The 20,943-nt window shown below is 71.4% G+C and carries 26 protein-coding genes; 7 read left to right on the top strand and 19 right to left on the bottom strand.

What is annotated here, in order from left to right:
• The 3 genes from menE to ACWEVP_RS09955 are packed head-to-tail and all read left to right on the top strand — an operon-like array spanning position 1 to position 2,236.
• On the top strand, positions 1 to 1,134 hold the full coding sequence (menE, locus tag ACWEVP_RS09965) for an o-succinylbenzoate--CoA ligase (RefSeq protein WP_452062474.1): 1,134 nt from the start codon (positions 1 to 3) through the stop codon (positions 1,132 to 1,134).
• 51 nt (positions 1,135 to 1,185) lie between these two features.
• Positions 1,186 to 1,329 carry a hypothetical protein gene (locus ACWEVP_RS09960; protein ID WP_452062219.1) on the top strand — a complete coding sequence of 48 codons (144 nt, stop codon included), beginning with the start codon at positions 1,186 to 1,188 and terminating at the stop codon, positions 1,327 to 1,329.
• 37 nt (positions 1,330 to 1,366) lie between these two features.
• Positions 1,367 to 2,236 carry a 1,4-dihydroxy-2-naphthoate polyprenyltransferase gene (locus ACWEVP_RS09955; RefSeq protein ID WP_452062218.1) on the top strand — a complete coding sequence of 290 codons (870 nt, stop codon included), beginning with the start codon at positions 1,367 to 1,369 and terminating at the stop codon, positions 2,234 to 2,236.
• On the opposite strand, the gene ACWEVP_RS09950 is transcribed toward ACWEVP_RS09955, so the two are convergent.
• Genes ACWEVP_RS09950 through ACWEVP_RS09940 form a run of 3 tightly spaced genes read right to left on the bottom strand, consistent with a single transcriptional unit; the run spans position 2,233 to position 4,087 of the window.
• The gene (locus ACWEVP_RS09950; protein WP_452062217.1) at positions 2,233 to 3,318 is read right to left on the bottom strand and encodes a PLP-dependent cysteine synthase family protein; all 1,086 of its coding nucleotides are present in this window, start codon (positions 3,316 to 3,318) and stop codon (positions 2,233 to 2,235) included. The two genes, ACWEVP_RS09955 and ACWEVP_RS09950, sit on opposite strands and share 4 nt — an antisense overlap.
• The gene (locus tag ACWEVP_RS09945; protein ID WP_452062216.1) at positions 3,315 to 3,602 is read right to left on the bottom strand and encodes a DUF4229 domain-containing protein; all 288 of its coding nucleotides are present in this window, start codon (positions 3,600 to 3,602) and stop codon (positions 3,315 to 3,317) included. The genes ACWEVP_RS09950 and ACWEVP_RS09945 overlap by 4 nt, the downstream gene beginning before the upstream one ends.
• 11 nt (positions 3,603 to 3,613) lie before the next feature.
• Positions 3,614 to 4,087 (bottom strand): Lrp/AsnC family transcriptional regulator, encoded by a 474-nt coding sequence (locus ACWEVP_RS09940; RefSeq protein ID WP_364558213.1) that lies wholly within the window; start codon positions 4,085 to 4,087, stop codon positions 3,614 to 3,616.
• A gap of 281 nt (positions 4,088 to 4,368) precedes the next feature.
• Here ACWEVP_RS09940 and ACWEVP_RS09935 point away from each other — a divergent pair, with 281 nt between their 5' ends.
• Both ACWEVP_RS09935 and ACWEVP_RS09930 read left to right on the top strand, forming a co-directional pair.
• The gene (locus ACWEVP_RS09935) at positions 4,369 to 4,581 is read left to right on the top strand and encodes a BldC family transcriptional regulator (RefSeq protein WP_033291096.1); all 213 of its coding nucleotides are present in this window, start codon (positions 4,369 to 4,371) and stop codon (positions 4,579 to 4,581) included.
• A 258-nt stretch (positions 4,582 to 4,839) separates the two neighbouring features.
• Entirely contained in the window at positions 4,840 to 5,022 is a 183-nt protein-coding gene (locus tag ACWEVP_RS09930; RefSeq protein ID WP_436392989.1) for a hypothetical protein, read from the top strand.
• On the opposite strand, the gene ACWEVP_RS09925 is transcribed toward ACWEVP_RS09930, so the two are convergent.
• The 16 genes from ACWEVP_RS09925 to hemB form a co-directional block, all read right to left on the bottom strand.
• The gene (locus tag ACWEVP_RS09925) at positions 5,019 to 6,347 is read right to left on the bottom strand and encodes a MinD/ParA family ATP-binding protein (RefSeq protein WP_452062215.1); all 1,329 of its coding nucleotides are present in this window, start codon (positions 6,345 to 6,347) and stop codon (positions 5,019 to 5,021) included. The two genes, ACWEVP_RS09930 and ACWEVP_RS09925, sit on opposite strands and share 4 nt — an antisense overlap.
• Positions 6,348 to 6,422: 75 nt before the next feature.
• A complete protein-coding gene (ccsB, locus tag ACWEVP_RS09920; protein ID WP_452062214.1) occupies positions 6,423 to 7,391 on the bottom strand; it encodes a c-type cytochrome biogenesis protein CcsB in 969 nt (322 codons plus the stop codon).
• Between the two features lie 3 nt (positions 7,392 to 7,394).
• Positions 7,395 to 8,990, bottom strand: a complete 1,596-nt coding sequence (gene resB, locus ACWEVP_RS09915; protein WP_452062213.1) for a cytochrome c biogenesis protein ResB — start codon at positions 8,988 to 8,990, stop codon at positions 7,395 to 7,397.
• Complete coding sequence (locus ACWEVP_RS09910) at positions 8,987 to 9,760, bottom strand: cytochrome c biogenesis CcdA family protein (RefSeq protein WP_452062212.1); 774 nt, start codon at positions 9,758 to 9,760, stop codon at positions 8,987 to 8,989. The genes resB and ACWEVP_RS09910 overlap by 4 nt, the downstream gene beginning before the upstream one ends.
• Positions 9,761 to 10,068: 308 nt before the next feature.
• Complete coding sequence (locus ACWEVP_RS09905; protein ID WP_452062211.1) at positions 10,069 to 10,422, bottom strand: hypothetical protein; 354 nt, start codon at positions 10,420 to 10,422, stop codon at positions 10,069 to 10,071.
• Between the two features lie 92 nt (positions 10,423 to 10,514).
• Positions 10,515 to 11,078 (bottom strand): TlpA family protein disulfide reductase, encoded by a 564-nt coding sequence (locus ACWEVP_RS09900; RefSeq protein ID WP_452062210.1) that lies wholly within the window; start codon positions 11,076 to 11,078, stop codon positions 10,515 to 10,517.
• Complete coding sequence (locus tag ACWEVP_RS09895) at positions 11,075 to 11,701, bottom strand: histidine phosphatase family protein (RefSeq protein WP_452062209.1); 627 nt, start codon at positions 11,699 to 11,701, stop codon at positions 11,075 to 11,077. Before ACWEVP_RS09895 ends, ACWEVP_RS09900 begins: the two co-directional genes overlap by 4 nt.
• Positions 11,698 to 12,999, bottom strand: coding sequence for a glutamate-1-semialdehyde 2,1-aminomutase (hemL, locus tag ACWEVP_RS09890; protein ID WP_452062208.1), 1,302 nt, complete (start codon positions 12,997 to 12,999; stop codon positions 11,698 to 11,700). The genes ACWEVP_RS09895 and hemL overlap by 4 nt, the downstream gene beginning before the upstream one ends.
• A 62-nt stretch (positions 13,000 to 13,061) precedes the next feature.
• On the bottom strand, positions 13,062 to 13,577 hold the full coding sequence (locus ACWEVP_RS09885; protein ID WP_452062207.1) for a hypothetical protein: 516 nt from the start codon (positions 13,575 to 13,577) through the stop codon (positions 13,062 to 13,064).
• An 11-nt stretch (positions 13,578 to 13,588) separates the two neighbouring features.
• Positions 13,589 to 14,791 carry an ABC transporter permease gene (locus ACWEVP_RS09880; protein ID WP_452062206.1) on the bottom strand — a complete coding sequence of 401 codons (1,203 nt, stop codon included), beginning with the start codon at positions 14,789 to 14,791 and terminating at the stop codon, positions 13,589 to 13,591.
• Positions 14,788 to 15,507, bottom strand: a complete 720-nt coding sequence (locus ACWEVP_RS09875; protein ID WP_452062205.1) for an ABC transporter ATP-binding protein — start codon at positions 15,505 to 15,507, stop codon at positions 14,788 to 14,790. The genes ACWEVP_RS09880 and ACWEVP_RS09875 overlap by 4 nt, the downstream gene beginning before the upstream one ends.
• Positions 15,504 to 16,799: an efflux RND transporter periplasmic adaptor subunit gene (locus tag ACWEVP_RS09870; RefSeq protein WP_452062204.1), complete on the bottom strand. Its 1,296-nt coding sequence runs from the start codon at positions 16,797 to 16,799 to the stop codon at positions 15,504 to 15,506. The genes ACWEVP_RS09875 and ACWEVP_RS09870 overlap by 4 nt, the downstream gene beginning before the upstream one ends.
• A gap of 62 nt (positions 16,800 to 16,861) precedes the next feature.
• Positions 16,862 to 17,200 carry a hypothetical protein gene (locus tag ACWEVP_RS09865; protein WP_452062203.1) on the bottom strand — a complete coding sequence of 113 codons (339 nt, stop codon included), beginning with the start codon at positions 17,198 to 17,200 and terminating at the stop codon, positions 16,862 to 16,864.
• A 13-nt stretch (positions 17,201 to 17,213) separates the two neighbouring features.
• The gene (locus ACWEVP_RS09860) at positions 17,214 to 17,660 is read right to left on the bottom strand and encodes a hypothetical protein (protein WP_452062202.1); all 447 of its coding nucleotides are present in this window, start codon (positions 17,658 to 17,660) and stop codon (positions 17,214 to 17,216) included.
• Positions 17,657 to 18,193 carry a hypothetical protein gene (locus ACWEVP_RS09855; RefSeq protein WP_452062201.1) on the bottom strand — a complete coding sequence of 179 codons (537 nt, stop codon included), beginning with the start codon at positions 18,191 to 18,193 and terminating at the stop codon, positions 17,657 to 17,659. The genes ACWEVP_RS09860 and ACWEVP_RS09855 overlap by 4 nt, the downstream gene beginning before the upstream one ends.
• A 17-nt stretch (positions 18,194 to 18,210) precedes the next feature.
• Positions 18,211 to 19,182 carry a porphobilinogen synthase gene (gene hemB, locus ACWEVP_RS09850; RefSeq protein WP_452062200.1) on the bottom strand — a complete coding sequence of 324 codons (972 nt, stop codon included), beginning with the start codon at positions 19,180 to 19,182 and terminating at the stop codon, positions 18,211 to 18,213.
• 83 nt (positions 19,183 to 19,265) lie between these two features.
• On the opposite strand from hemB, the gene ACWEVP_RS09845 reads away from it, so the two are divergent.
• Positions 19,266 to 20,054: a DUF6597 domain-containing transcriptional factor gene (locus tag ACWEVP_RS09845; RefSeq protein ID WP_452062199.1), complete on the top strand. Its 789-nt coding sequence runs from the start codon at positions 19,266 to 19,268 to the stop codon at positions 20,052 to 20,054.
• On the top strand, positions 20,051 to 20,923 hold the full coding sequence (locus ACWEVP_RS09840; protein WP_452062198.1) for an NAD-dependent epimerase/dehydratase family protein: 873 nt from the start codon (positions 20,051 to 20,053) through the stop codon (positions 20,921 to 20,923). The genes ACWEVP_RS09845 and ACWEVP_RS09840 overlap by 4 nt, the downstream gene beginning before the upstream one ends.
• Positions 20,924 to 20,943 lie beyond the last annotated feature (20 nt).

The raw sequence follows: 20,943 nt of genomic DNA, 5'->3' as shown, positions 1-20,943 counted from the left end.
CTGCTCCCGATCGAACTCGACAGTTCGCCGTCCGCGCTGGTCACGCTGCAGAACGCGATCGCGACCGCGTTGGACGGCGGCCCGGCCGTGCTGCCGTTCACCGATCCGGCGCTGCGGGACGCGATGGCCCCGGACGAACCCGCCGAGCCGGACACCGCCGTGGTCATCGCGACTTCGGGTTCGACCGGCGCACCCAAGGGCGTGCTGCTGTCGGCCCGTGCGCTGACCGCGTCCGCCGAGGCCACGCACGCTCGCCTCGGCGGCCCCGGCCAGTGGCTCCTGGCGACCCCGGCGCACTACATCGGCGGGCTCCAGGTGCTGGTCCGGTCGCTGCTGGCGGGCACCTCTCCGGTGTTCCTGACCGGTACCGGCTTCCGGCCGGACGACTTCGCGGCCGCGGCGGCGACCTTGAGCGGCGGCCGGCGGTACACGGCGCTGGTGCCGACGCAGCTGGTCCGGCTGCTCGACGACGGCGGCGCCGGCCTGGCCGCGGCGAAGACGTTCGACGCGATCGTGGTCGGCGCGGCGGCGACCTCGGCGGCCCTGCGTGAGCGCGCGGCCGACGCGGGCGTGGCGATCGTGCCCGCGTACGGCATGAGCGAGACGGCGAGCGGCTGTGTCTACGACGGCTTCCCCCTCGACGGCGTCCGCGTCGACGTGGCCGGGGAGCGCATCCGGATCGCCGGCGACGTCCTCGCCCACGGCTACCGGCTGCAGCCCGAGCTGACCGCGGAGTCGTTCGCCGACGGCTGGTTCACGACGTCCGACCGTGGGGTTCGTCACGACGACGGCCGGATCGAGGTCCTCGGCCGGGCCGACGACATGATCAACACCGGCGGCGTGAAGGTGTCCGCGAACGCGATCGAACGCGTGCTGGGCGCCCAGCCGGGCGTCCGGGACGCGTGCGTGGTCGGCGTGGCGGACCCCGAGTGGGGCGAGGCCGTCGTGGCGCTGGTCGTCCCAGAGGGTGAACCGCGCGAAGCGGACGAACTACGTGCCGCGGTCCGGGCCGAACTGGGCGCCGCGTCGACGCCGAAACGCGTCGAATACGCCCCTGAGCTGCCGCTTCGCGGTCCGGGCAAGATCGACCGGGCGGCCGTGAAACAGCGACTTGAGTCGGGTTTGAGCGCCTGAATGGCCGCACTTCGTTGACATGTACGGCGCGCACCCGCTTGGCTACGCACCATGACGCGCTGGATCAGAACCGCCCTCATCGGCACCGCCGTCGCCCTGGGGGTCCTCCTTCCCGCGGGTGCGGCTCTGGCAGACGGCCCCGGGGCCGACCCCAACAGCGGCCAGCTGACCTGGCAGCTGCCGACCACGAACTGACTGCCGGGCACTGATCGACATGGCGTTGAATGGCGCCATGGCGACAGTGAACGAGTGGATCGAGGGGGCCCGGCCCCGGACGCTGCCGAACGCGGTGGCGCCGGTAGTGGCGGGAGTCGGCGCGGCGATCGCGCTGGACGCGTTCTCGTGGTGGCGCTCCGCGCTGGCGCTGCTCGTCTCCCTCTCGCTGATCGTCGGCGTCAACTACGCCAACGACTACTCCGACGGCATCCGCGGCACCGACGAGAACCGCGTCGGCCCGCTGCGGCTGGTCGGTTCGGGCGTCGCCGCGCCGAAGGCCGTGCTGACCGCCGCGCTGGTCGCGCTGGGCCTGGCCGGGGTGCTGGGGCTCGTGCTCGTCCTCAGCAGCGGGCACTGGTGGCTGCTGGTGATGGGCGCGCTGTGCATCCTCGGCGCGTGGTTCTACACCGGCGGCAAGAAGCCCTACGGCTACTACGGTTTCGGCGAGATCGCGGTGTTCGTGTTCTTCGGGCTGGCCGGCGTGCTGGGCACGGTGTACGTCCAGGCGGGCCGGGTCAGCTGGGCCGGGCTGGCGTGCGCGGTCGCCGTCGGCAGCTTTTCCACGGCGGTCCTGACGGCCAACAACCTCCGCGACATCCCGACGGACATCGAGTCCGGCAAGCGCACGCTGGCGACCCGGCTCGGCGACGGCGGGACGCGCCGGCTGTACCTGGTCCTGGTGGCCGTGCCGTACGTGCTGAGCATCGTGCTCGGCGTCTTCCACCCGCTGGTCCTGATCACGCTGGTGACGGCGCCGCTGCTGCTGAAGTCGGTCCGCGCGGTCGGCGGCGGCGCGCACGGCCGTGAGCTGATCCCGGCGCTGCGGGACACCGGCCTGGCGATGCTCGCCTGGGCCGTGCTCGCCGCCGTCGCGCTGGGCTTCTAGTCCTCCGGGACGAAGAACTTCCCGGTCGTCAGGAACTCTTCGAACAACGCCGTGTGCGGCGCCAGGTCCATCCCCTGGGCCGCGATCCACTCGTCGTTGTAGTAGGTGTGCGCGTACCGCTCGCCGCCGTCGCACAGCAGCGTCACGACGCTGCCCGCCTGGCCGTCCTCGACCATCCGCGAGATGAGCCGGAACGCGCCGTAGAGGTTCGTCCCGGTCGAGCCGCCCGCCCAGTGCCCGGTGCGCTCGCGCAGCAGCCGGATGGCCGCCAGGGAGCCGGCGTCGGGGATCCGGAACATCTCGTCGATGACGCCCGGGACGAACGACGGCTCGCAACGCGGGCGCCCGATCCCCTCGATGCGCGACGGCATCCCGGTCGCGTAGTCGAGCGCGCCGGTCTCCCAGGCGCCGTAGAACGACGAGTTCTCCGGGTCGGCGACGCAGATCTTCGTCGTGTGGCGCTTGTAGCGGACGTACCGGCCGAACGTCGCGCTCGTGCCGCCCGTGCCCGCGCCCACCACGATCCACGTCGGGATCGGGTGGCGTTCCGAGCGCATCTGCGCGAACACCGACTCGGCGATGTTGTTGTTGCCGCGCCAGTCCGTCGCGCGCTCGGCATACGTGAACTGGTCGAGATAGTGCCCGCCGGACTCGGCCGCGAGCCGCTCGGCCTCGGGGTACATCGCCGGCGCCTCGTCGACGTAGTGGCACTCACCGCCGTAGAACTCGATGAGCGCGATCTTCTCCTTCGACGTCTTCCGCGGCACGACCGTGATGAAGCGCAGGCCGAGCATCCGGGCGAAGTAGGCCTCGGACACCGCCGTCGACCCGCTGGAGGCCTCGACGAGCACGGTGTCCGGGCCGATCTGGCCGTTGACGAGCCCGTAGAGGAACAGCGAGCGGGCCAGCCGGTGCTTCAGCGAGCCGGTCGGGTGGACGGACTCGTCCTTGAGGTAGAGGTCGATGCCCCACTCCGGCGGCAGTGGGAAGACGTGCAGGTGGGTGTCGGCGCTGCGGTTCGCGTCCGCCTCGATGATCCGGACGGCCTCGCGGACCCAGCTGCGGGAGTGCGGGCGGCTCATTCGGCTTGCCCGGGAGCGTCCCCGCGCAGCTGGGCGCGCAGCTCGGCACGGGCCCGGGCGCGCTTCTCGTTGCGCTTCGCGAGGCCGGCCGTGACGCGGGCGTTCAGCGGGCGGAACAGCAGCAGGCCCAGCGGCAGCCCGACGACCAGCCCGACGACCAGCGCGACCAGCAGGGGCACGCCGACCAGGGTCAGCACCCAGGCGATCACCCCGACCAGCACGAACCGCGCCAGGAGGTACAGCGTCAGGTCACGCGGCAGGGTGCCGGCCTTCTCGTCGCTCACACCAACGCAGGCTACGCCCCGCCTGACCGGTCCTTCTGCAGGCCCGCGTTGTTCGGGCGGCCCTCGAAGCGCGTCGAGAGCACGACGGTCGTGTTCGTCCGCCCGACGCCGGGGATGCGCCGGAGCCGGCCGAGGGTCCGCTCCAGCTCGTCGACGGTCGGCACGCGCACTTTGACCACGAAGGCTTCGTCGCCGGCCACCGCGTAGCAGCTCTCGACCTCGTCGAGCTCGGCGAGCGCGTCGGCGACGTCGTCTTCGGTCGCGGTGTCGGTCGGGTGGATGCTGACGAGGGCGGTGACGCCGAGGCCGACCGAGCTCGGGTCGACGACCGCGTGGTAGCCGGTGATCACGCCGGCGGCTTCCAGCTTGCCCACCCGCTCGTGCACCGACGACGCGGAGAGCCCGACGGCCCGCCCGAGGTCCGCGTAAGTGGCTCGTCCGTTGATACGCAACGCCGCGATGATCTTCCGGTCCAACTGATCCACGGGATCACTCTATGCGGTTGGACAATCCCCCATTGAGACCACGCCTCGCGGCCGATGACCCAGGCGAACGACATCTCCGCACGTCATGTCACCACGACAATAGTTGCAGAACGTAAGCAAGCTGTCCGTTTTGACCTTTAAGGGCTCTTTACTCTTGGACAACCGTTCGAGTACCCGACGGGTGAAGTGCAACGATTGCCGTGTTGGCTACCCCGGCGCGACGGGCCAGAAGGGCCCGGATTGCCTCCGGTATAGCAGTGAGGTCGTTAAGGAGGCGGAAAATGACCGCGACGATGGGCGGACGCCTGCTCACCCCTGGCGAGGTGGCAGCACTGTTCCGGGTGGACCCCAAGACGGTCACCCGATGGGCGACGGCGGGCCGGATCGGCTCGATCCGGACCCCGGGCGGGCACCGGCGGTTCCGGGAGTCCGAGGTGAACGAGCTCCTCGCGGAGCTGACCACGGACGCCAGCGAACCGGCCCGCAAGGTCTGAAGGAGTTCCGGCGAGGGGCCGCGCCGGGCATGGGGACTTCCCTCGGCCCGCGCGGCCCTTCGTCGTCTCCGCATACGTCGAGCGCGGCCGCGTTCCCCGCGAACCATCTCCGCGCCGGATCCGTATCCACGTAAAGGGGAACCATCCCCGCCCCCGCCCGCGGCCGTTCGTGTTCCGGTCGTCACCCGCTCGCCGGGGTTCGGGCCGAAACCCGGTCCGACGGGTTAACCTCGGGGGACCCACACGGAAGGATCCGGCATGCTCGCTCTGCTCGCGGCGGTCGGCGCGCTGGTCGTCGCCCTGCTCCTGTGGCGGTCGTTCGCCGGTCAGCGGATGGTCACTTCGCCGCCGCGCCGCGCCCCGATCGCTCCGGACGACGATCCCGACTTCCTGCGTCAGCTGGCCGAACAGCAGCGCAAGCGCCGGGACGAGGACGGCTAGCGGTAACCCTGCGAGAGCGGGGTCGCGAAGCCGTCGGCCACCGTCGCCGCCAGGTCCAGCAGCGCCAGCCGGGTGTCGCCGGTCAGCCGGTCCAACTCGATTTCCGCGCCCTCTTCCAGGTGCGGGTCGAACGGGATCTTGCAGACCGCGCGGACCTTCGCCCCGAAGTGGGCCGACAGCTTGTCCAGGTCGACCGAGCCACCCTTCGGGCGGACCGAGTTGATCACCGCCACCGAGCGCTTGACCAGCTCGCCGTACCCGTGCGCCTCGAGCCAGTCGAGAGTCGCCGAAGCGCTGCGAGCGCCGTCGACCGAGCCGGACGACACCACCACCAGCGCGTCCGCGACGTCCAGGACGCCCTTCATCGCCGAGTGCATCAGGCCGGTGCCGCAGTCGGTGAGCACGATGTTGTAGAAGTGCTCGAGCAGGTTGACCGTGCGCCGGTAGTCCTCCTCGGAGAAGGCCTCGGAAACGGCCGGGTCCTGCTCGCTCGCGAGGATCTCCAGCCGGCTGGCGCCCTGGGACGTGTACGACCGGACGTCGCTGTAGCGCGTGATGCGGGCCGCGTCGCGCAGGAGGTGGCGGACCGTCGCCGTCGTCTCCAGCGGGAGCTTCTGCGACAGCGTGCCGCGGTCGGGGTTCGCGTCCACGGCCACCACGCGGTCGCCGCGCAGGGACGCGAACGTCGCCCCGAGCGTCGTCGTCACCGTCGTCTTGCCGACGCCGCCCTTCAGGGACAGCATCGCGATCTTGTAGCACCCGCGCAGGGGCTGGTTGACGCGCGCGATGAGGTCGCGGCGCTGGATGTCCGCCGGGCTCTCGCCGGGGTTGATCAGCTTGCCGGAGCCGACGTAGACGGCCTTGCGCCAGCCGGACTGCGGGGGCCGCTTGACCTGCTTGACCAGGTGCGCGGTCGCGAGGTCGTGGCCGTGGCCCGGCTGCTGCGGTGCCGCGTGGCGCCCGCTCTGGGGCTGCGGCAGCCCGGAAGCCTGCTGCTGCGGCTGCTGGGGGTACTGGGCCTGCGCGTACTGCGGCTGCAGCGGCGGGAGGTTCTGGTCGTAGCCCGGGGGCACTTGGTGCGGGCCCGACACGGCCGGGTTGGGCACTTGGTGCGGCCCCGAGACCGCGGGATTCACCTGGTGCGGCCCGGACACCGCCGGGTTCGGCGGCGGCGCGACCGCCTGGGTCGGCTGCACGTCGAACGCCCCCGACGTCTCCGGGTGCGGGTGCGAGTCCGTCCGGTCGTCGGCGAACAGGCTCACCTCAGGCTGCTTTTCGGCCTGTTCCGGGTGGCCAGGAGCCGATTCTTCAGTGGGTCCGGTCACCGGTGTAAACCTCCGCGCACTCCGCCGACATCATGCCCCCTGGTGACGACGGTAGTCGGCGCTTCACGGGTCTGCTCAGCCCACCCCGGCGTACGAGTGCAAGCCCGCGGTGACGAGGTTCACGAAGAACAGGTTGAAGATCATCGCGGCGAACCCGACGATGTTGATCGCCGCCGCGCGGGCCCCGCGCCAGCCCGCGGTCGCCCGCGAGTGCAGGTAGGCCGCGTAGATGACCCAGGCGATGAACGCGACGGTCTCCTTGGGGTCCCAGCCCCAGAACCGGCCCCAGGCCGACTCGGCCCAGACGGCGCCGCACAGCACGCCGAAGGTGAAGACGGGGAAGGCGAAGATCGTCGTCCGGTAGGCGATCCGGTCGAGGACGTCGGCCGCGGGCAGCTTCGAGGCGAACCGGGCGAACTTCGTCTCGTCCTTCTCGTAGGCCGCGCGGAACAGGTAAAGAACGCTCGCGACACCCGGCACCAGGAACACGCCCGAGCCGATGATCGCCGCCGAGACGTGGATGACCAGCCAGTACGACTGCAGTGCGGGCTGCACCGGCGCCGCGGTCGTGTACAGCAGCGTCCCGTTGATGAACATCAGGATCACGACGGGCAGCAGGAGGAAGCCGGTGAGGTGGCGGACCGGGAACTTCCACATGACGACGATCCAGGTGACCACCGTGATGAAGGTGACCGCCATGCCGTACTCGTACATGTTGCCCCACGGCGCGCGGTGCACGGCGAGCCCGCGCAGCACGATCGCCGAGAGCTGCAGCAGCGCGCCGAGCACGAGCAGCGACGCGCCCATCTTGCCGATCCGCTCGGGCCGGCCGGCCGTGCGCTGCGCGGCCTGGACCTCTTCGATCGGCGGCCCGCCGGCGCCGACGAGCTCGCGCGCCCGGAGCTTGGCGCGCTCGGTGGCGAGCCGGCCCTTGGCGCCGAAGCCCTGCTCGATCAGCGTCATCATCAGCGCGACGACGTAGATCGCCGCGGCGGTGGTGTAGAGCCAGTCGCTGTAGGTCGACAGCGTCTCGTTGATCGGCATGCCTCAGCCCTTCTGACCACTGATCAGGCGTTCACTGATCCGGTGGAACTCTTCGCCGTACCCCGCCTGGTCGGTGCGGGCGAGTCCGGCGACCTCGATCACGGTACCCGGGTCGTCCTCGGTCCCCGGCTTCACCCGCACCCACAGCCGGCGGCGCTTGACCAGCAGTGACGCGCCGAGGCCGAGGAACATCGCGATGGCGAAGCCGAGCACGAACCCCTGCGTCGGGTCGTGGGAGACCTGCAGGGAGACCCAGTGGTTGACGCCGTCGAAGCGGATCTTCGTGCCGTCGTCGAGCTTGATCTCCTGGCCGACCTTGAGGTTCTCGCGGGCGATCTTCTTCAGCCTGCCGTCGTCCACGAGGGACTGGTCGATCTCGAAGACCGACTGGCCGCGCCCGGCGTCCAGGCCCAGGTCGCCCCGCATGATGTCGACGGCCACCGCGGGGTCCTTCAGCTCCGGCGCCGACGACGTCAGGACGTTGCCGTGCAGGAACGACGTCGGGGCGAACAGGCCGGTGATGGCCAGCTGGCGGGTGCGCCGCTGGACCTCGTCGGTGACGCCGGGCTGGTCGAACTTCGTCGCGCCCTCGGCGAGCATCGTGGTCGGGTCGACCGTGCGCCACTGGGTGTTCTGGGTGCGCTGGGAGCCGTCCGGGAAGGTCACCGTGAACTGCGGCGAGTAGCCCTGGCCCAGCAGGTAGACGCGGTCGCCCGCGGTCCGCAGCGGCGAGTTGACCTCGAGGCCGTACGGGCGCCAAGTGCCCGTGTCGAGGTCTGCGCCGGACTGGTACTGGATGTTCGCGTGGTAGTACTCCGGCTCGCCGGCCGGGGTGTACCGCACGGTGAAGTCGTTCACCTTCACGCAGAACGGGTCGAGGTCGGTGCCGTCGACGCGCAGGCCCGCGTTGAAGGAGTCGTAGTTGTAGATGCCGGAGTTGCAGAACGAGCTGCCGTCGGCCTGGACGATGACCTGGCCCTCGTAGCCGTAGAGCTTGCCGAGCGCGAAGAACACGATCAGGCCCAGCATGCTGAAGTGGAAGAGCAGGTTGCCGGTCTCGCGCAGGAACCCGCGTTCGGCGGAGATCGTGCGGACGCCGTCGGCCTCTTCGCGCTCGATCCGGCGCCAGCCCGACAGTTGCTTATGGACGGCCGCGAGCTCGGCCGAGACGTCCTGCTTGCCACGGCCGAGCCGGTAGTGCGGCATCCGGGCCAGGTTGCGCGGCGTCAGCACGGGCTTGGCGCGCATCGCCTTGACGTAGTCGAAGCTGCGCGGGGTCAGGCAGCCGACCAGCGAGATCATCAGCAGCAGGTAGATGGCCGAGAACCAGATGCTGGAGTAGACGTCGTAGAACTCGAGCTTGTCGAGCAGGGTGCCCCACCAGCCGTGGGCGGCGATGTACTCGTCGACCTTGGGGGCGTTGAGCTTCCGCTGCGGCAGCAGCGCGCCGGGCAGGGCGGCCAGGGCGAGCAGGAACAGCAGGACGAGCGCGGTGCGCATCGACGTCAGGCCGCGCCAGGTGTTGCGCAGGAAGGCGAAGGTGCGCTTCGCGGGCGTGGGGCCCTGGGGGGTCTTGGGCGGGGCTTCCGTGGTGGTCACAGCGGCAGCTCCAGGTTGCCCGCGAGTTCGTTGCGGAGCCAGCCCATCAGGTCTCCCCAGACGCCGGTGACCAGCAGGATGCCGACGGCCATCAGCAGCACCCCGCCGAAGATCTGCACCTGGCGGCCGTGCCGGCGCACCCAGTCGGTGGCGCGCACGGCCCAGCGGGCGCCGAGCGCGATGAGCAGGAACGGCAGCCCGAGGCCGAGGCAGTAGACGGCGATCAGCAGGTAGCCGCGGGCCTCGGCGCCGCCGGTGGCGCTGGCCAGCGTGGTGACGGCGGAGAGCGTGGGGCCGATGCAGGGCGTCCAGCCGAGCCCGAAGATCGCGCCGAGCAGCGGGGCGCCCCAGACGCCGCCGCGCGGGACGTGGTGCGAGCGGACCTCGCGCTGCAGGCCGGGGATCCAGCCGAGGAAGACGAGGGCCATGGCGATGGTGAGGACGCCGCCGATGCGCTGGAGCAGGTCCTGGTTGAGCGTGAGGGTGTCGGCCAGCCAGACGAGGGTGCCGAGGGTGGCGACGAAGACGACGGTGAACCCGAGCACGAAGAGCAGGGCGGCACCGAGGACGGCCCAGCGGCCTTTTTTGCGCTCTTCGTCGGCGCTGACGGCGGGGGCGTCCGCACCGACGAGCGCGGCGAGGTACGCGAGGTACCCCGGCACGAGCGGCACGACGCACGGCGAGGCGAAGGAGATCGTTCCGGCCAGCAGCGCGACGCCCGCGGCGAGCAGCAGCGGTCCGGAGATCGCCAGCTCGGTCACGGAGTTCACCCCGTTGAGGGTAGGCAGTGAGGTCCTGGTGAGAACTCCGGGGCCGGTTCACAGGACCTCGGTCACAGCAGTTCAGGACCTTGGTCCCGGTGGTTCGGGCGGACGACCGTGCGGTGGTCAACCACCCCGAAGCCCGATTGTGACTACGGACGGCAGCACCGCGTCAAGGCGGGAAAGATGCCTTGACCCGGCACTGCCGTCCGTGTTCTGGCTTCGGATCGGGGTGGTGGGCGGGGTCTGGGTGGGGTGCCGGTCAGGCCTTCAGCTGCCCGGAAAGACCGGCTGGCACTCCGCCCGTCGCCGGCCGGTCAGAAGTGGAGTTCTCCGCCGTCGGCGAAGACGCCGTTCACGTTGGGGCCGTAGTTGCCGTACTCCCCCGTGTTGAGCTCGGACTGGCCGTTGCTCGTCACCGTCTCGTACGTCGTGTACGGGTAGCAGCAGCTGCCGATCGACAGCTTGTCGCCGTACCGGGCGCCCGACAGGTTCGCGTGCACCTGGTTGTTGCTCGTGTTGAGCCACAGGCGCAGCGTGCGGCCGTAGCCGCTCCTCTCCTTGAGCACCGTGAACCCCTGGACCGAGGCCGGCGCCGCCGAGGCGGGCACCGACACCGTCGTGACCGCGGCGGCCGCGATCAGCGTGGCGGCCGCGAACTTCTTGAACAAGAGAATCTCCCCCTGGTCAGGTCGGAATGATCATGGGGAAATCTAGCCGGACAACCGCCCGAGCCGGTAAAAATCCGGCAAAAGCCACGCGATCAGGTCTCGGCCGCCAGGCGCTGGGTCACCGGGAGCAGGTCCTGGGCCAGCACCGGCCGCAGGAACACCGCCGCGACGCGGTGCTGCTTGTCCAGCACGATCGTCGACGGGATGATGTTGCGCGGGTAGCCGCTCAGCTTGAGCAGCACCCGCCCGTCCGGGTCGTAGATCGACGGGTACGTCAGCTTCCGGTCCCGGACGAAGTCCTGCGCCACCTCGCGCGCCGGGTCGCGCACGTCGATGCCGACCACCTGGACGCCCTGCTTGGCCACCGCCTCCATCTCCGGCACCTCGGTGCGGCACGGCCCGCACCACTGCCCCCACAGGTTCAGCACCACGACCTTGCCCGGGAAGTCCGCCAGCGACAGCTGCTTGCCCTCGTTCATCAGGTCTTCGCCCGCCAGCACCGGTGCGGCCTGGCGCTGGGCGAGGTCGTAGGTGATGTCCACCTTGCCGCCCGGGGAGACGAAGCTGAAGCTGCTGCCCTGCACCACCGCGTCCTTGCCGCTGCTGCACCCGGCCAGCGCCAGCAGCGCGACGGCGGCCAAGACGACCCTTCTCATGCCCCGGTCACCTTCGGATCCGTCGTCCCCGCGGGCTCGCTGTAGACGATCTCGCGCAGCTCGTCGCCGTCGAACACCAGCGACGTCAACGACGCCAGCGAGCACTGGCGGCGCCGGGGGTCGTGCCACAGGCGCTTGCCCTCGAGGAACCGGCGCAGCGTCCAGATCGGCAGCTGGTGGGACACGCAGAGCGCCTCGTGACCCTCCGCGGCGGAGCGCGCCCGGTGCACCGCGCCCAGCATCCGGTGCGCGATTTCGAGGTACGGCTCGCCCCACGACGGCTTGAACGGGTTCACCAGCTTCGGCCAGTGCTTGGGCTCCCGGAGCGCGCCGTCGCCGACCGCCACGTGCAGGCCTTCGAACTGGTTGCCGGCCTCGATCAGGCCCTCGTCGGTCGCGATGTCGAGGCGGTGCGCCGCGGCGATCGGGCCGGCCGTCTCCTGCGCCCGCTGCAGCGGCGACGCGACGACGTGCACGAGGTCGTGGCCGGCGACGGCCTCGGCGACCGTGAGCGCCTGCCGCTGCCCGCGCTCGGACAGCCGGTAGCCGGGCAGGCGGCCGTAGAGGATCTTCTCGGGGTTGTGCACTTCGCCGTGCCGCAGCAGGTGGACGACTGTGGTCACTGGGTCGCCTCCGCCGCCGCGCGCGCCGCCGCGGGCAGGGCCGCTTCGATCACCGCGAACGCTTCGTCGTCCATCGCCGCGTTGACGAACCAGGCCTCGTACGCGCTGGGCGGCCCGTAGACGCCCGCGTCGAGCAGCGCGTGGAAGAACGCCGGGTACCGCCACGTCTCGGACGCTTGCGCGCCCGCGTAGTCGCGTACCGGCGCTTCGCCGAAGAAGACGCTTACCAAGTTGCCCGCGTACTGGACGTTGTTCGCGACGCCCGCGTTGCTGAGCTCGCGGCGGAAGAGGTCGCCGAGCCGCTTCGCGTTGGCGTCCAGCGCCGCGTACACGGCGTGGTCGGCCGCGCGCAGCGTCGCCAGGCCCGTGGCCACCGCGACGGGGTTCCCGGACAGCGTCCCGGCCTGGTAGACCGGCCCGCCGGGGGCGAGCTTCGCCATGACGTCGGCGCGGCCGCCGAAGGCCGCCGCCGGCAGCCCGCCGGACATCACCTTGCCGAACGTGTAGAGGTCGCCGGCCACGCCCTCGAGGCCGAACCAGCCCGCGCTCGAGACGCGGAACCCGGTCATCACCTCGTCCATGATGAGCAGCGCGCCGTGCTCGTGGGCGAGGTCGCGCAAGCCCGCGTTGAAGCCCTCGTCGGGGGCGATCGCGCCCATGTTGCCGGCCGCGGCCTCGGTGATCACCGCGGCGATCTCGCCCGGGTTGTCCACAAAGGACTTCCGGACGGCGTCGAGGTCGTTGTAGGGCAGCACCAGCGTGTCGGCGGCCTGGGCGCCGGTGACGCCCGGCGACGTCGGCAGCCCGAGCGTCGCGACGCCGGAGCCGGCCTGGGCGAGCAGCGCGTCGACGTGACCGTGGTAACACCCGGCGAACTTCACGATCTTCGACCGGCCGGTGAAGCCCCTGGCCAGCCGGATCGCGCTCATCGTCGCCTCGGTGCCCGAGTTGACCAGGCGGACCCGCTCGACGGGCTCGACGCGGGCGATGATCTCCTCGGCCAGCTCGACCTCGCCGATCGTCGGCGTGCCGAACGACAGCCCGGACGTCGCCGCCGCGCGCGCCGCCTCGACGACCGCCGGGTGCGCGTGGCCCAGGATCATCGGGCCCCAGGACGACACCAGGTCGACGTAGCGGTTGCCGTCGGCGTCCCACAGGTGCGGGCCCTCGCCGCGGACCATGAACCGCGGGGTGCCGCCGACGGAGTTGAACGCCCGGACCGGCGAGTTCACCCCGCCCGGGATGGCCGTCTTCGCGCGGTCGAACCACGCCTTGGACTGCTCGGTTCCTGTGCTCACCCGTCCAGTCTCGCAAATCCCCCCGAGGTGGCCGGACGTGGCTGGTGCCGGCCTGAGGGCGGCTAGCGCGCCGCCTGCTGGGTGATGGCCTGCGCGGTGACCGTGCCGTCCTCGCCCGCCTGGCCCTGCACGACGACCGTCGCGCCCGGCTTGAGGTCGGCCAGCTTGCCCTGCTGGGTGACGCCGACCGTCGTCGAGTCCGATGTGGACACCTTGACGTCGTCGCCTTGCGCGGTCTTGACGTAGACCGTGGTGCCGTCGACGCGGTCGACCGTGCCGGTGGTGCCACGACCGCCGCCCCCGCCGCGGAAGCCGCCTTGGCCGGTGCCGCCCTGCTGACCGCCTTGAGCCGCACCGGTGGGGCGGGTGGGCGCCGAGGTCGACGACGAGCCGAAGGCCGCGTGCGTCCAGGCGCCGCCGCCGAACGCGATCGCGAGGACGACGAGCCCGGCGAGCACGAGCGTCGTGCGCGAAAACGGCTTCGCGGCCCGCCGCATTTCGGCGTTCAGGTCACCGTCGACCGCCGGGCTGGCGACGATCTCCTCCGCGCTCGGCGGTGGGGTCGTGGTGGAAGACATGCGAAGACTCCTTATTCGTGACGCAGGGCGTCGATCGGCCGCAGCTTGGCGGCCCGGTTCGCCGGGAAGCTGCCGAAGAACAGCCCGATCAGGGCGGAGACCGCGAAGGCGAGCAGGATCGACGAGGGCACCACGACGGGTGTGATCCCGGAGATGGTGAACCGGCTGCCGATCAGCCCGATCGCGACGCCGAGCAGCCCGCCGAACAGGCTGAGCATGGTCGCTTCGGCGAGGAACTGGCCGAGGATGGCCGCGCGCGGGGCGCCGATGGCCTTGCGGATGCCGATTTCGCGGATCCGCTCGGTGACCGTGACGAGCATGATGTTCGTGACGCCGATGCCGCCGACCAGCAGCGAGATCGCCGCGACCGCGGCCAGCAGCACGGTGAACGTCTCGGTCGCCGACGTCCGCGTCGCGAGCAGCTGCTCGGAGTTCTGGATCTGGTAGTCGGCGGTGCCGCCGAGCCGGATTCCGTGGCGGGCGTTGAGGATCGCGGTGATCTCCGACTGGGCCAGCGACACGGAGTCCGCGCTGGTGGCCTGGACCGCGATCTGGCTGAGGCTGCCGTACCCGGCCAGCGAGTTCTGCACGGCCGAGATCGGCGCGATGGCGACGTCGTCGGCGTTCTGCAGCCCCGTGCTGCCCTTGGCCTGCAGCACCCCGATGACGGTGAACTGGATGCTGTTGAGCAAGACGTTCCTGCCGACCGGATCGGCGGTCCCGAAGATCGACTCCGCCGTGGTCGGGCCGAGGACGACGACCTTGCGCGCGGCCGTGACGTCCTCGCTGGTGAACAGCTGCCCCTGGGCGAGCTCGCGGTTGGTCGTCGTGAAGTACGCCGGTTCGGTGCCGGCGACGCTGGAGATGTCGTACGACGTCTGCCCGTAGCTCGCGGTCGCCGTCGTGTTGACCACCGGCGACGCGGCCTTGACGTCGGGCGCGCCGATCGGGTCGACGAGCGCGTGCGCGTCCTGGACGGTCAGCGGCCGCGCCGAGGCACCCTGCCCGCCGCCGCGCGCCGGGGAGACGTTGACGACGTTGGTGCCGAGACCCTGGATGCTGGCCGCGATGGCCGCCGACGCGCCGTTGCCGACCGCGACGAGCAGGATCACCGCGGCGACGCCGATCGTGATGCCGAGCGTGGTCAGCGCCGAGCGCAGCTTGTTCGCGGTGAGCCCGCGGACGGCGAAGCGCAGGATTTCGAGGAAGTTCACGTGAGCGCTCCGGCCGCGCGGGTGATCTCGTCGGACACGATGAGGCCGTCGTCGACCCGCACCACGCGGCGCGCGTGCTCGGCGACCTCGTCCTCGTGCGTGATGACGACGATGGTGCGGCCGAGGCGGTTGAGCCGGTCGAACACCCCGAGGACGTCTTCGGTGCTGCGGCGGTCGAGGTTGCCGGTCGGCTCGTCGGCCAGCAGCATCGCCGGGCCGGTGACCAGGGCGCGGGCCACGGCGACGCGCTGGATCTGCCCGCCGGAGAGCTCACTCGGCAGGTGCTTGGCCCGGTCCGACAGCCCGACCATCTCGAGCGCGGCGAGCGCGCGGCGCCGGCGTTCCGCCCGACGGAGTCCACTGTAGACCAACGGTAGCTCCACATTGGACAGCGCGGACGTCCGCGGCACGAGGTTGAACGACTGGAAGATGAACCCGATCTTCCGGTTGCGCAGCAACGCCAGTTGCCGTTCGTTCAGCTTGCCGACGCCGAAGCCGTCGAGCAGGTACTGACCGGCCGTCGGGACGTCGAGGCAGCCGAGCATGTTCAGCAGCGTCGACTTGCCCGAGCCCGAAGCGCCCATGATGGCGACGTACTCGCCGGGCCACACGGTGAGGTCGACGCCGCGCAGCGCGTGCACCGCCGTCTCGCCGGCACCGTAGGTCTTGCGCAGCCCGGAGACCGCGATCACCGGCTTCGCGCGCGCCGGGTTCACCCGCGGCCGCCGAAGCCGCCGCCGGCGCCCGTGCCGGTGCCGCGCTGGCCGCCGCCGGGGAAGCCGCCGGTCCCGCCGCCCGGGAACCCGCCGGTGCCGCCGGTCCCGGTCCGGCCGGTGCCGGTGGTGCCGGCCGAGGCCCCGGTGAGCACGACGTTCTCGCCCTCGGTCAGCCCGGAGGTGATCTGCACGGTCGACTCGCCGCGGATGCCGACCTGCACCTGCCGCGGCACGTTCCGGCCGTTCTCCTGCACGGTGACGACGTTGGTGCTGCCGGCGGTGGTCACGGCCGCGGCCGGCACGCTCAGCGCGTTCTGCGCCTCCGCCACGGTGATCACGACGCTCGCCGACTGGCCGGGCCGCAGCCCGTCCGGTGGGTCGGTCAGCGCCAGCTGCGCGCCGTAGGAGACGACGCTGCCGCTGGTCGTCGGGGTCAGGTTGATGCTCGAGACGGTCGCCTGGATCGGCTTGTCCGGCAGCGCGTTGAGCGTGACGGTGGCCTTCTGGCCGGTCTTGACCTTGCTGACGTCGATTTCGGCGACGGAGGTGTTCACGACCAGGCCGGTCATGTTCGTGATGGTGATGAAGCCGCTGCTGCTCGTGCTCGACGACGAGACGCCGGCCGAGTTCGACGAGCCCTGCCCGCCGCCCTGGCCACTGCCGCTGCTGCTGCTGCTGCTCGACGTCTGGGAGCTGCTCGCCGAGCCGCTGGAGGACTGCTGCCCGACCGTCCCGTTGATCGCGGTGACCGTGCCGGCGCCGGGCGCGTAGAGCGTGGTGTTGTCGAGCGCCGTCTGCGCGGTCTGGACGTCGAGCTGCGCCTGGTCCAGCTTCGCCTGCGCCGAGGTGACGCTGTTCGCCGCGGACTGCGCGCTGTTCTGGGAGTTCTGCCCGGTCGCCGGGGTGTCTTCGGCGTCTTCGGCGGAGTCCAGGCCGTCCTGGGCGACCGCGAGGTTCGCCTTCGCGACCTGAAGCTGCTTCGCCGCCTGCGTGCTGTCGACGGTGGCGAGCTTCTGGCCGGCGCTGACGACGTCGCCGACCTTCACGTCGATCGAGGTGACCTTGCCCGCCGTCGAGAAGTTCGCCGCGCCGGTGTAGCTGCTGGCGAGGGTGCCGGCGGCCGAGATGGTCTCGGTGACCGTCGCGCGGCGCACCGGGGTGCTGCGCGTCTGCGCCTGCGCCGTGTTCGGTTCGGGACTGAATGCCTGGTATATCCCGAAACCCGCCCCGGCCAGCAGTACGACCAGAGCACCGTTGATCACCCATGCCTTCGAGGCACGCACGCGCGTCATGCGGCAACCCTGCTGCCGCTGCTTAGCAATTGACTGTTCGTTCCCTGTGCGGGAGCTGTGTATCAGGCCTTCGGGGCGCGGTGGCGCGCACGCACGGCGAGCAGCAGCTGACGCACCGCGTCGACCAGCAGGATCGCGGCGACCGTGCCGAGCCCGATGGCGGCGGCGAGCATCCCGCCGAAGTACCGGTGCGACTCCAGGACGGCGCCGTCGTCGGTCCGCGTGACGACGGTCGCGCGGCCGCCGTGCCAGAGGGCGTAGGCGGCCCAGCCGGCGGCGACCGCGAGCACGACTTCCACGACGGCGACGAGCGTCCGCCACGGCTTGTGCAGCCGCGCGCGCGGGCCGGGTTCTTCCGGCGGCCAGAGCTCGGCCCCGGTGGGCTGCGGAAGGTCGATCACGGAAGAGATTTTCTCATGCTTCCTTCGGCGTCGCCCGGACGAGCCGGTCCAGCGCGTCCTGCAGCGCTTCGACGTCCTTCGCCCACGCCAGGACGACCGTGCCGTCCGCGAGCTCGACCGGGAGCGAGTCGTACTTGCGCGGCACCGCCCAGCCGCCGCCCAGCACCCGGGCGCCCACCGGCGCGCCGACGTCCGTCACCGCCGCGAGCTGGTCCGCCGGGACCTTCTCCCGGCCCTGCCGCAGCTGCTTCGTCGTCACTTCCAGGGAAAGGAACCGGCGGCGCGCGTACACCCACGGCACCGTGATGACGCACAGCCCGAAGCCGACCATCAGCCAGCCCACGACGTGGACCGGCCCGCCCGTGGCCAGCTCCGCCAGCGCGCCGAGCAGGGCGAACACCGGGCCCCACACGATGGCGGCCCAGCTCACGCCCGATTCGGCGTAGAGCCGGTCGCTCACGGCTTGCTGCCGGCCTTCGGGAAGTAGTCGCGCACCGACGGCAGGTACATCAGGACCAGCGCGATGACGAACAGCAGCGTCGCGATGACCGACGGCAGGTTGCTGAACAGGGCGAACTGGAACAGCACGCACGCGATCGCGAGCCACGTGAGCACCGTGCGCGCCGAGCGGGTGCCTTCGCGGGCCTTGTAGGCGAACAGCGCCATCAGCAGCGCGAACACCACCGCCCCCACGAACAGCACCCAGACCAGCGTGGTGGTGCCGCTGGCGATCGCCGCCGCGTCGAACTGCCGGCCCGCCTCGCGGTTCTGCTTGATCAGCTGGTCGATCAGCTGCTGCTTGAGGACCAGCGTGAGCACCTGGCCGCCGATCAGCACGAGCCCGCCGACGAGCCAGAACCAGAAGGACACCTGCACGGGCCCGGGCGGCGTCACCTGCGTAGCGACCTGGCCCGGCAGCACCGGATCCGGCGAGCGGCCCAGTTTGCGCCGTTCGTCGTCGGTCAGACCCGTCAGGTCCTCTTTGTCGTCCACGGGTGGACTCTAATACGTCAGTCCAGCCAGGCAGCGGCCTCGGCGGCCCAGTACGTGAGGATCAGGTCGGCGCCCGCGCGGCGGATCGACGTCAGCACCTCGAGGACGGTCCGTTCGCGGTCCAGCCAGCCGTTCGCCGCGGCTGCCTCGACCATCGCGTACTCGCCCGAGATGTTGTACGCCGCCACCGGCACCGGGGAGATGTCAGCGGCCGCCTTGATGACGTCCAAATAGGACAGCGCGGGCTTGACCATGACCATGTCCGCGCCCTCGGCGAGGTCCAGCTCGATCTCGCGCAGCGCCTCGCGGCCGTTGCCCGGGTCCTGCTGGTAGGTCTTGCGGTCGCCCTTGAGCTGCGAGTCGACGGCCTCGCGGAAGGGGCCGTAGAACGCGCTGGCGTACTTCGCGGAGTAGGCGAGGATCGCCTTGTCGCGGTGCCCGGCCTCGTCGAGCGCGCGGCGGATGACGCCGATCTGGCCGTCCATCATCCCGGACGGCCCGAGCACGTGCGCCCCGGCTTCGGCCTGCGCGACGGCCATCTCGGCGTAGATGCGCAGGGTGGCGTCGTTGTCGACCCCGCCGTCGGCGTCGAGGACGCCGCAGTGGCCGTGGTCGGTGAACTCGTCGAGGCAGGTGTCGGCCATCAGCACGGTGGCGTCACCGAGCTCGTGGCGCAGGTCGCGCAGGGCGACGTTGAGGATGCCGTTCTCGTCGACGGCCCCGGAGCCTTCGGCGTCGCGGGTCTTCGGGACGCCGAACAGCATGAGCCCGCCGACGCCGGCGTTGACCGCATCGACGGCGGCCTTCCGCAGCGTGTCGCGGGTGTGCTGGACGACGCCCGGCATGCTCGAGATCGGCCGCGGCGTGTCGAGCCCCTCGGCGACGAACATCGGGAGGATCAGCTGGCGTGGCCGCAGCGTCGTCTCACCCACCAGCCTGCGCATGGCCGGGGTGGTGCGGAGCCTGCGGGGACGATGCTCTGGGAACACCCTTACCAAGCTACTCCGGCTGTGATCGCCGGAGTTCCGCAAGGGTGCTTGACCCGCGTCCGCGCGGACGATTCGGTACGGGGGTGACCGAGTACGTCGAACGCCTGCCCGTGCCGCGGCTGGTGCCCTTCGTGCGGACGGTCTGGTTCCAGCGCACCGGCGACGAGCCGTACGTCCAGCGGCACCTGCCGACCGGCGGGGTCGAGCTGCACTTCCCGATCGGCGGCCGCCCCCGGTTGCTGGGCCCGCTGACCGCGGCCCGGCTCGAGGTCATCCCGGCCCGCACGACGCTCGTCGGTGTCCGGTTCCGGCCGGGTGCCGCGCCCCCGCTGCCGGTGCCCCTCGACGAGCTGGTCGACCAGCACGTCGACCTGCGAGACGACCGCTTGGCCGAGGCCATCGCCGCCTCCCCGGAGCGTGCCCTCGAAACCGTCCAGGCCCGGCTGCCCGTGAGAGCGGTGGATCCGCTGGTGGCCGAGGCGGTCCGGCTGCTGATGCCGTGGCGCCCGGTCGACATCGACACCCTGGCCGGGCACCTCGCGCTCTCCCCCAGCCAGCTGCGCCGCCGCTGCCTGCAGGCGGTGGGCGTCGCGCCGAAGGTCCTGCAGCGGACGCTGCGGTTCCAGGGTTTCCTCGCGCTGGCCCAGGCGGGCGCCGGCGGGCCGGCCGGGCTGGCCGCCGACGCCGGATACGCCGACCAGGCCCACCTCGGCCGGGAGTGCCTGCGGCTGACCGGGCTCACCCCGCGGGCGTTGCTCGGCGGCAGCGTCGAGGAGTGCGCGTGCGGCCACGACCACTCGGCGTCCTACCTGCCGTTCCTGCGCGATTCGTTCAAGAACCCGCGGTTTCGGCTGCCTAGCCTGGCGCGATGATCCTCGTCACCGGCGGGCTCGGCATGATCGGTGCCCACACCGCCCGCGCGCTGCTGCACCTCGGCCACGACGTCGTCGTGACGGCCCACCGGCGCGCCGAAGTGCCGTCGTTCCTCGAGGGGCGGCTCACGGTCGAGCAGCTCGACGTCACCGACCGGGACGCGTTCCTGGCGCTCGGGTCCCGCCACGACATCAGCGACATCGTCCACCTGGCGGGCAGCATCCCGGGCGACGATCCAGTCGAGTTCTTCCGCACGGACACGACCGGCCTGCTCAACGCCCTCGACGCGGCGCGGACGTGGGGAGTCCGGCGGTTCGCGGTGGCGAGCAGCTTGGGCGTGTACATCGGCCGTCCCGAGGTCCCGTGGACGGAAGACCTCTCCCTGCCGACGGCCGACCTGCCGCACTTGATCATCGCGTTCAAGAAGGCGGTCGAGCCGCTGACGACGCACGCCTTGGCGGGCAGCGGCGTCCAGCCGGTGGTGCTGCGGATCGGCACGATCTGGGGCCCGCTGGTGGACCCGGAGTCGCCGTTCTGCCCGATCCCCTCGCTGGTCAACACAGGGACCTCGCACATGCACGCCGACGACGGCGGCGACGTCTGCTACGCCCCGGACGCGGGCCGCGCGATCGCCCTGCTGACCACGGCTGCGACGTTGAACCACGAGGTCTACAACGTGTCGAGCGGCCGCCCGTTCACGTACGGCGAGTTCGCCTCGGCGTTGGGCGTAACCCTCCAGCCGGGCGGCGCGAACGGCCCGTACCTGGACATCTCGCGGCTCACCGACGACACGGGCTTCAAGCCCGAGTTCGACGTCCCGGCCTCGGTGGCCGACTACCTGAAGTGGCGGAAGGACAACCCCCGCTGAAACGACCGAAGGCCGCCCCG

This window comes from Amycolatopsis sp. NPDC003865, assembly GCF_053605345.1.
Note: the sequence above shows the minus strand (reverse complement) of the source record. Positions and strands in the feature narration are given on the sequence as shown.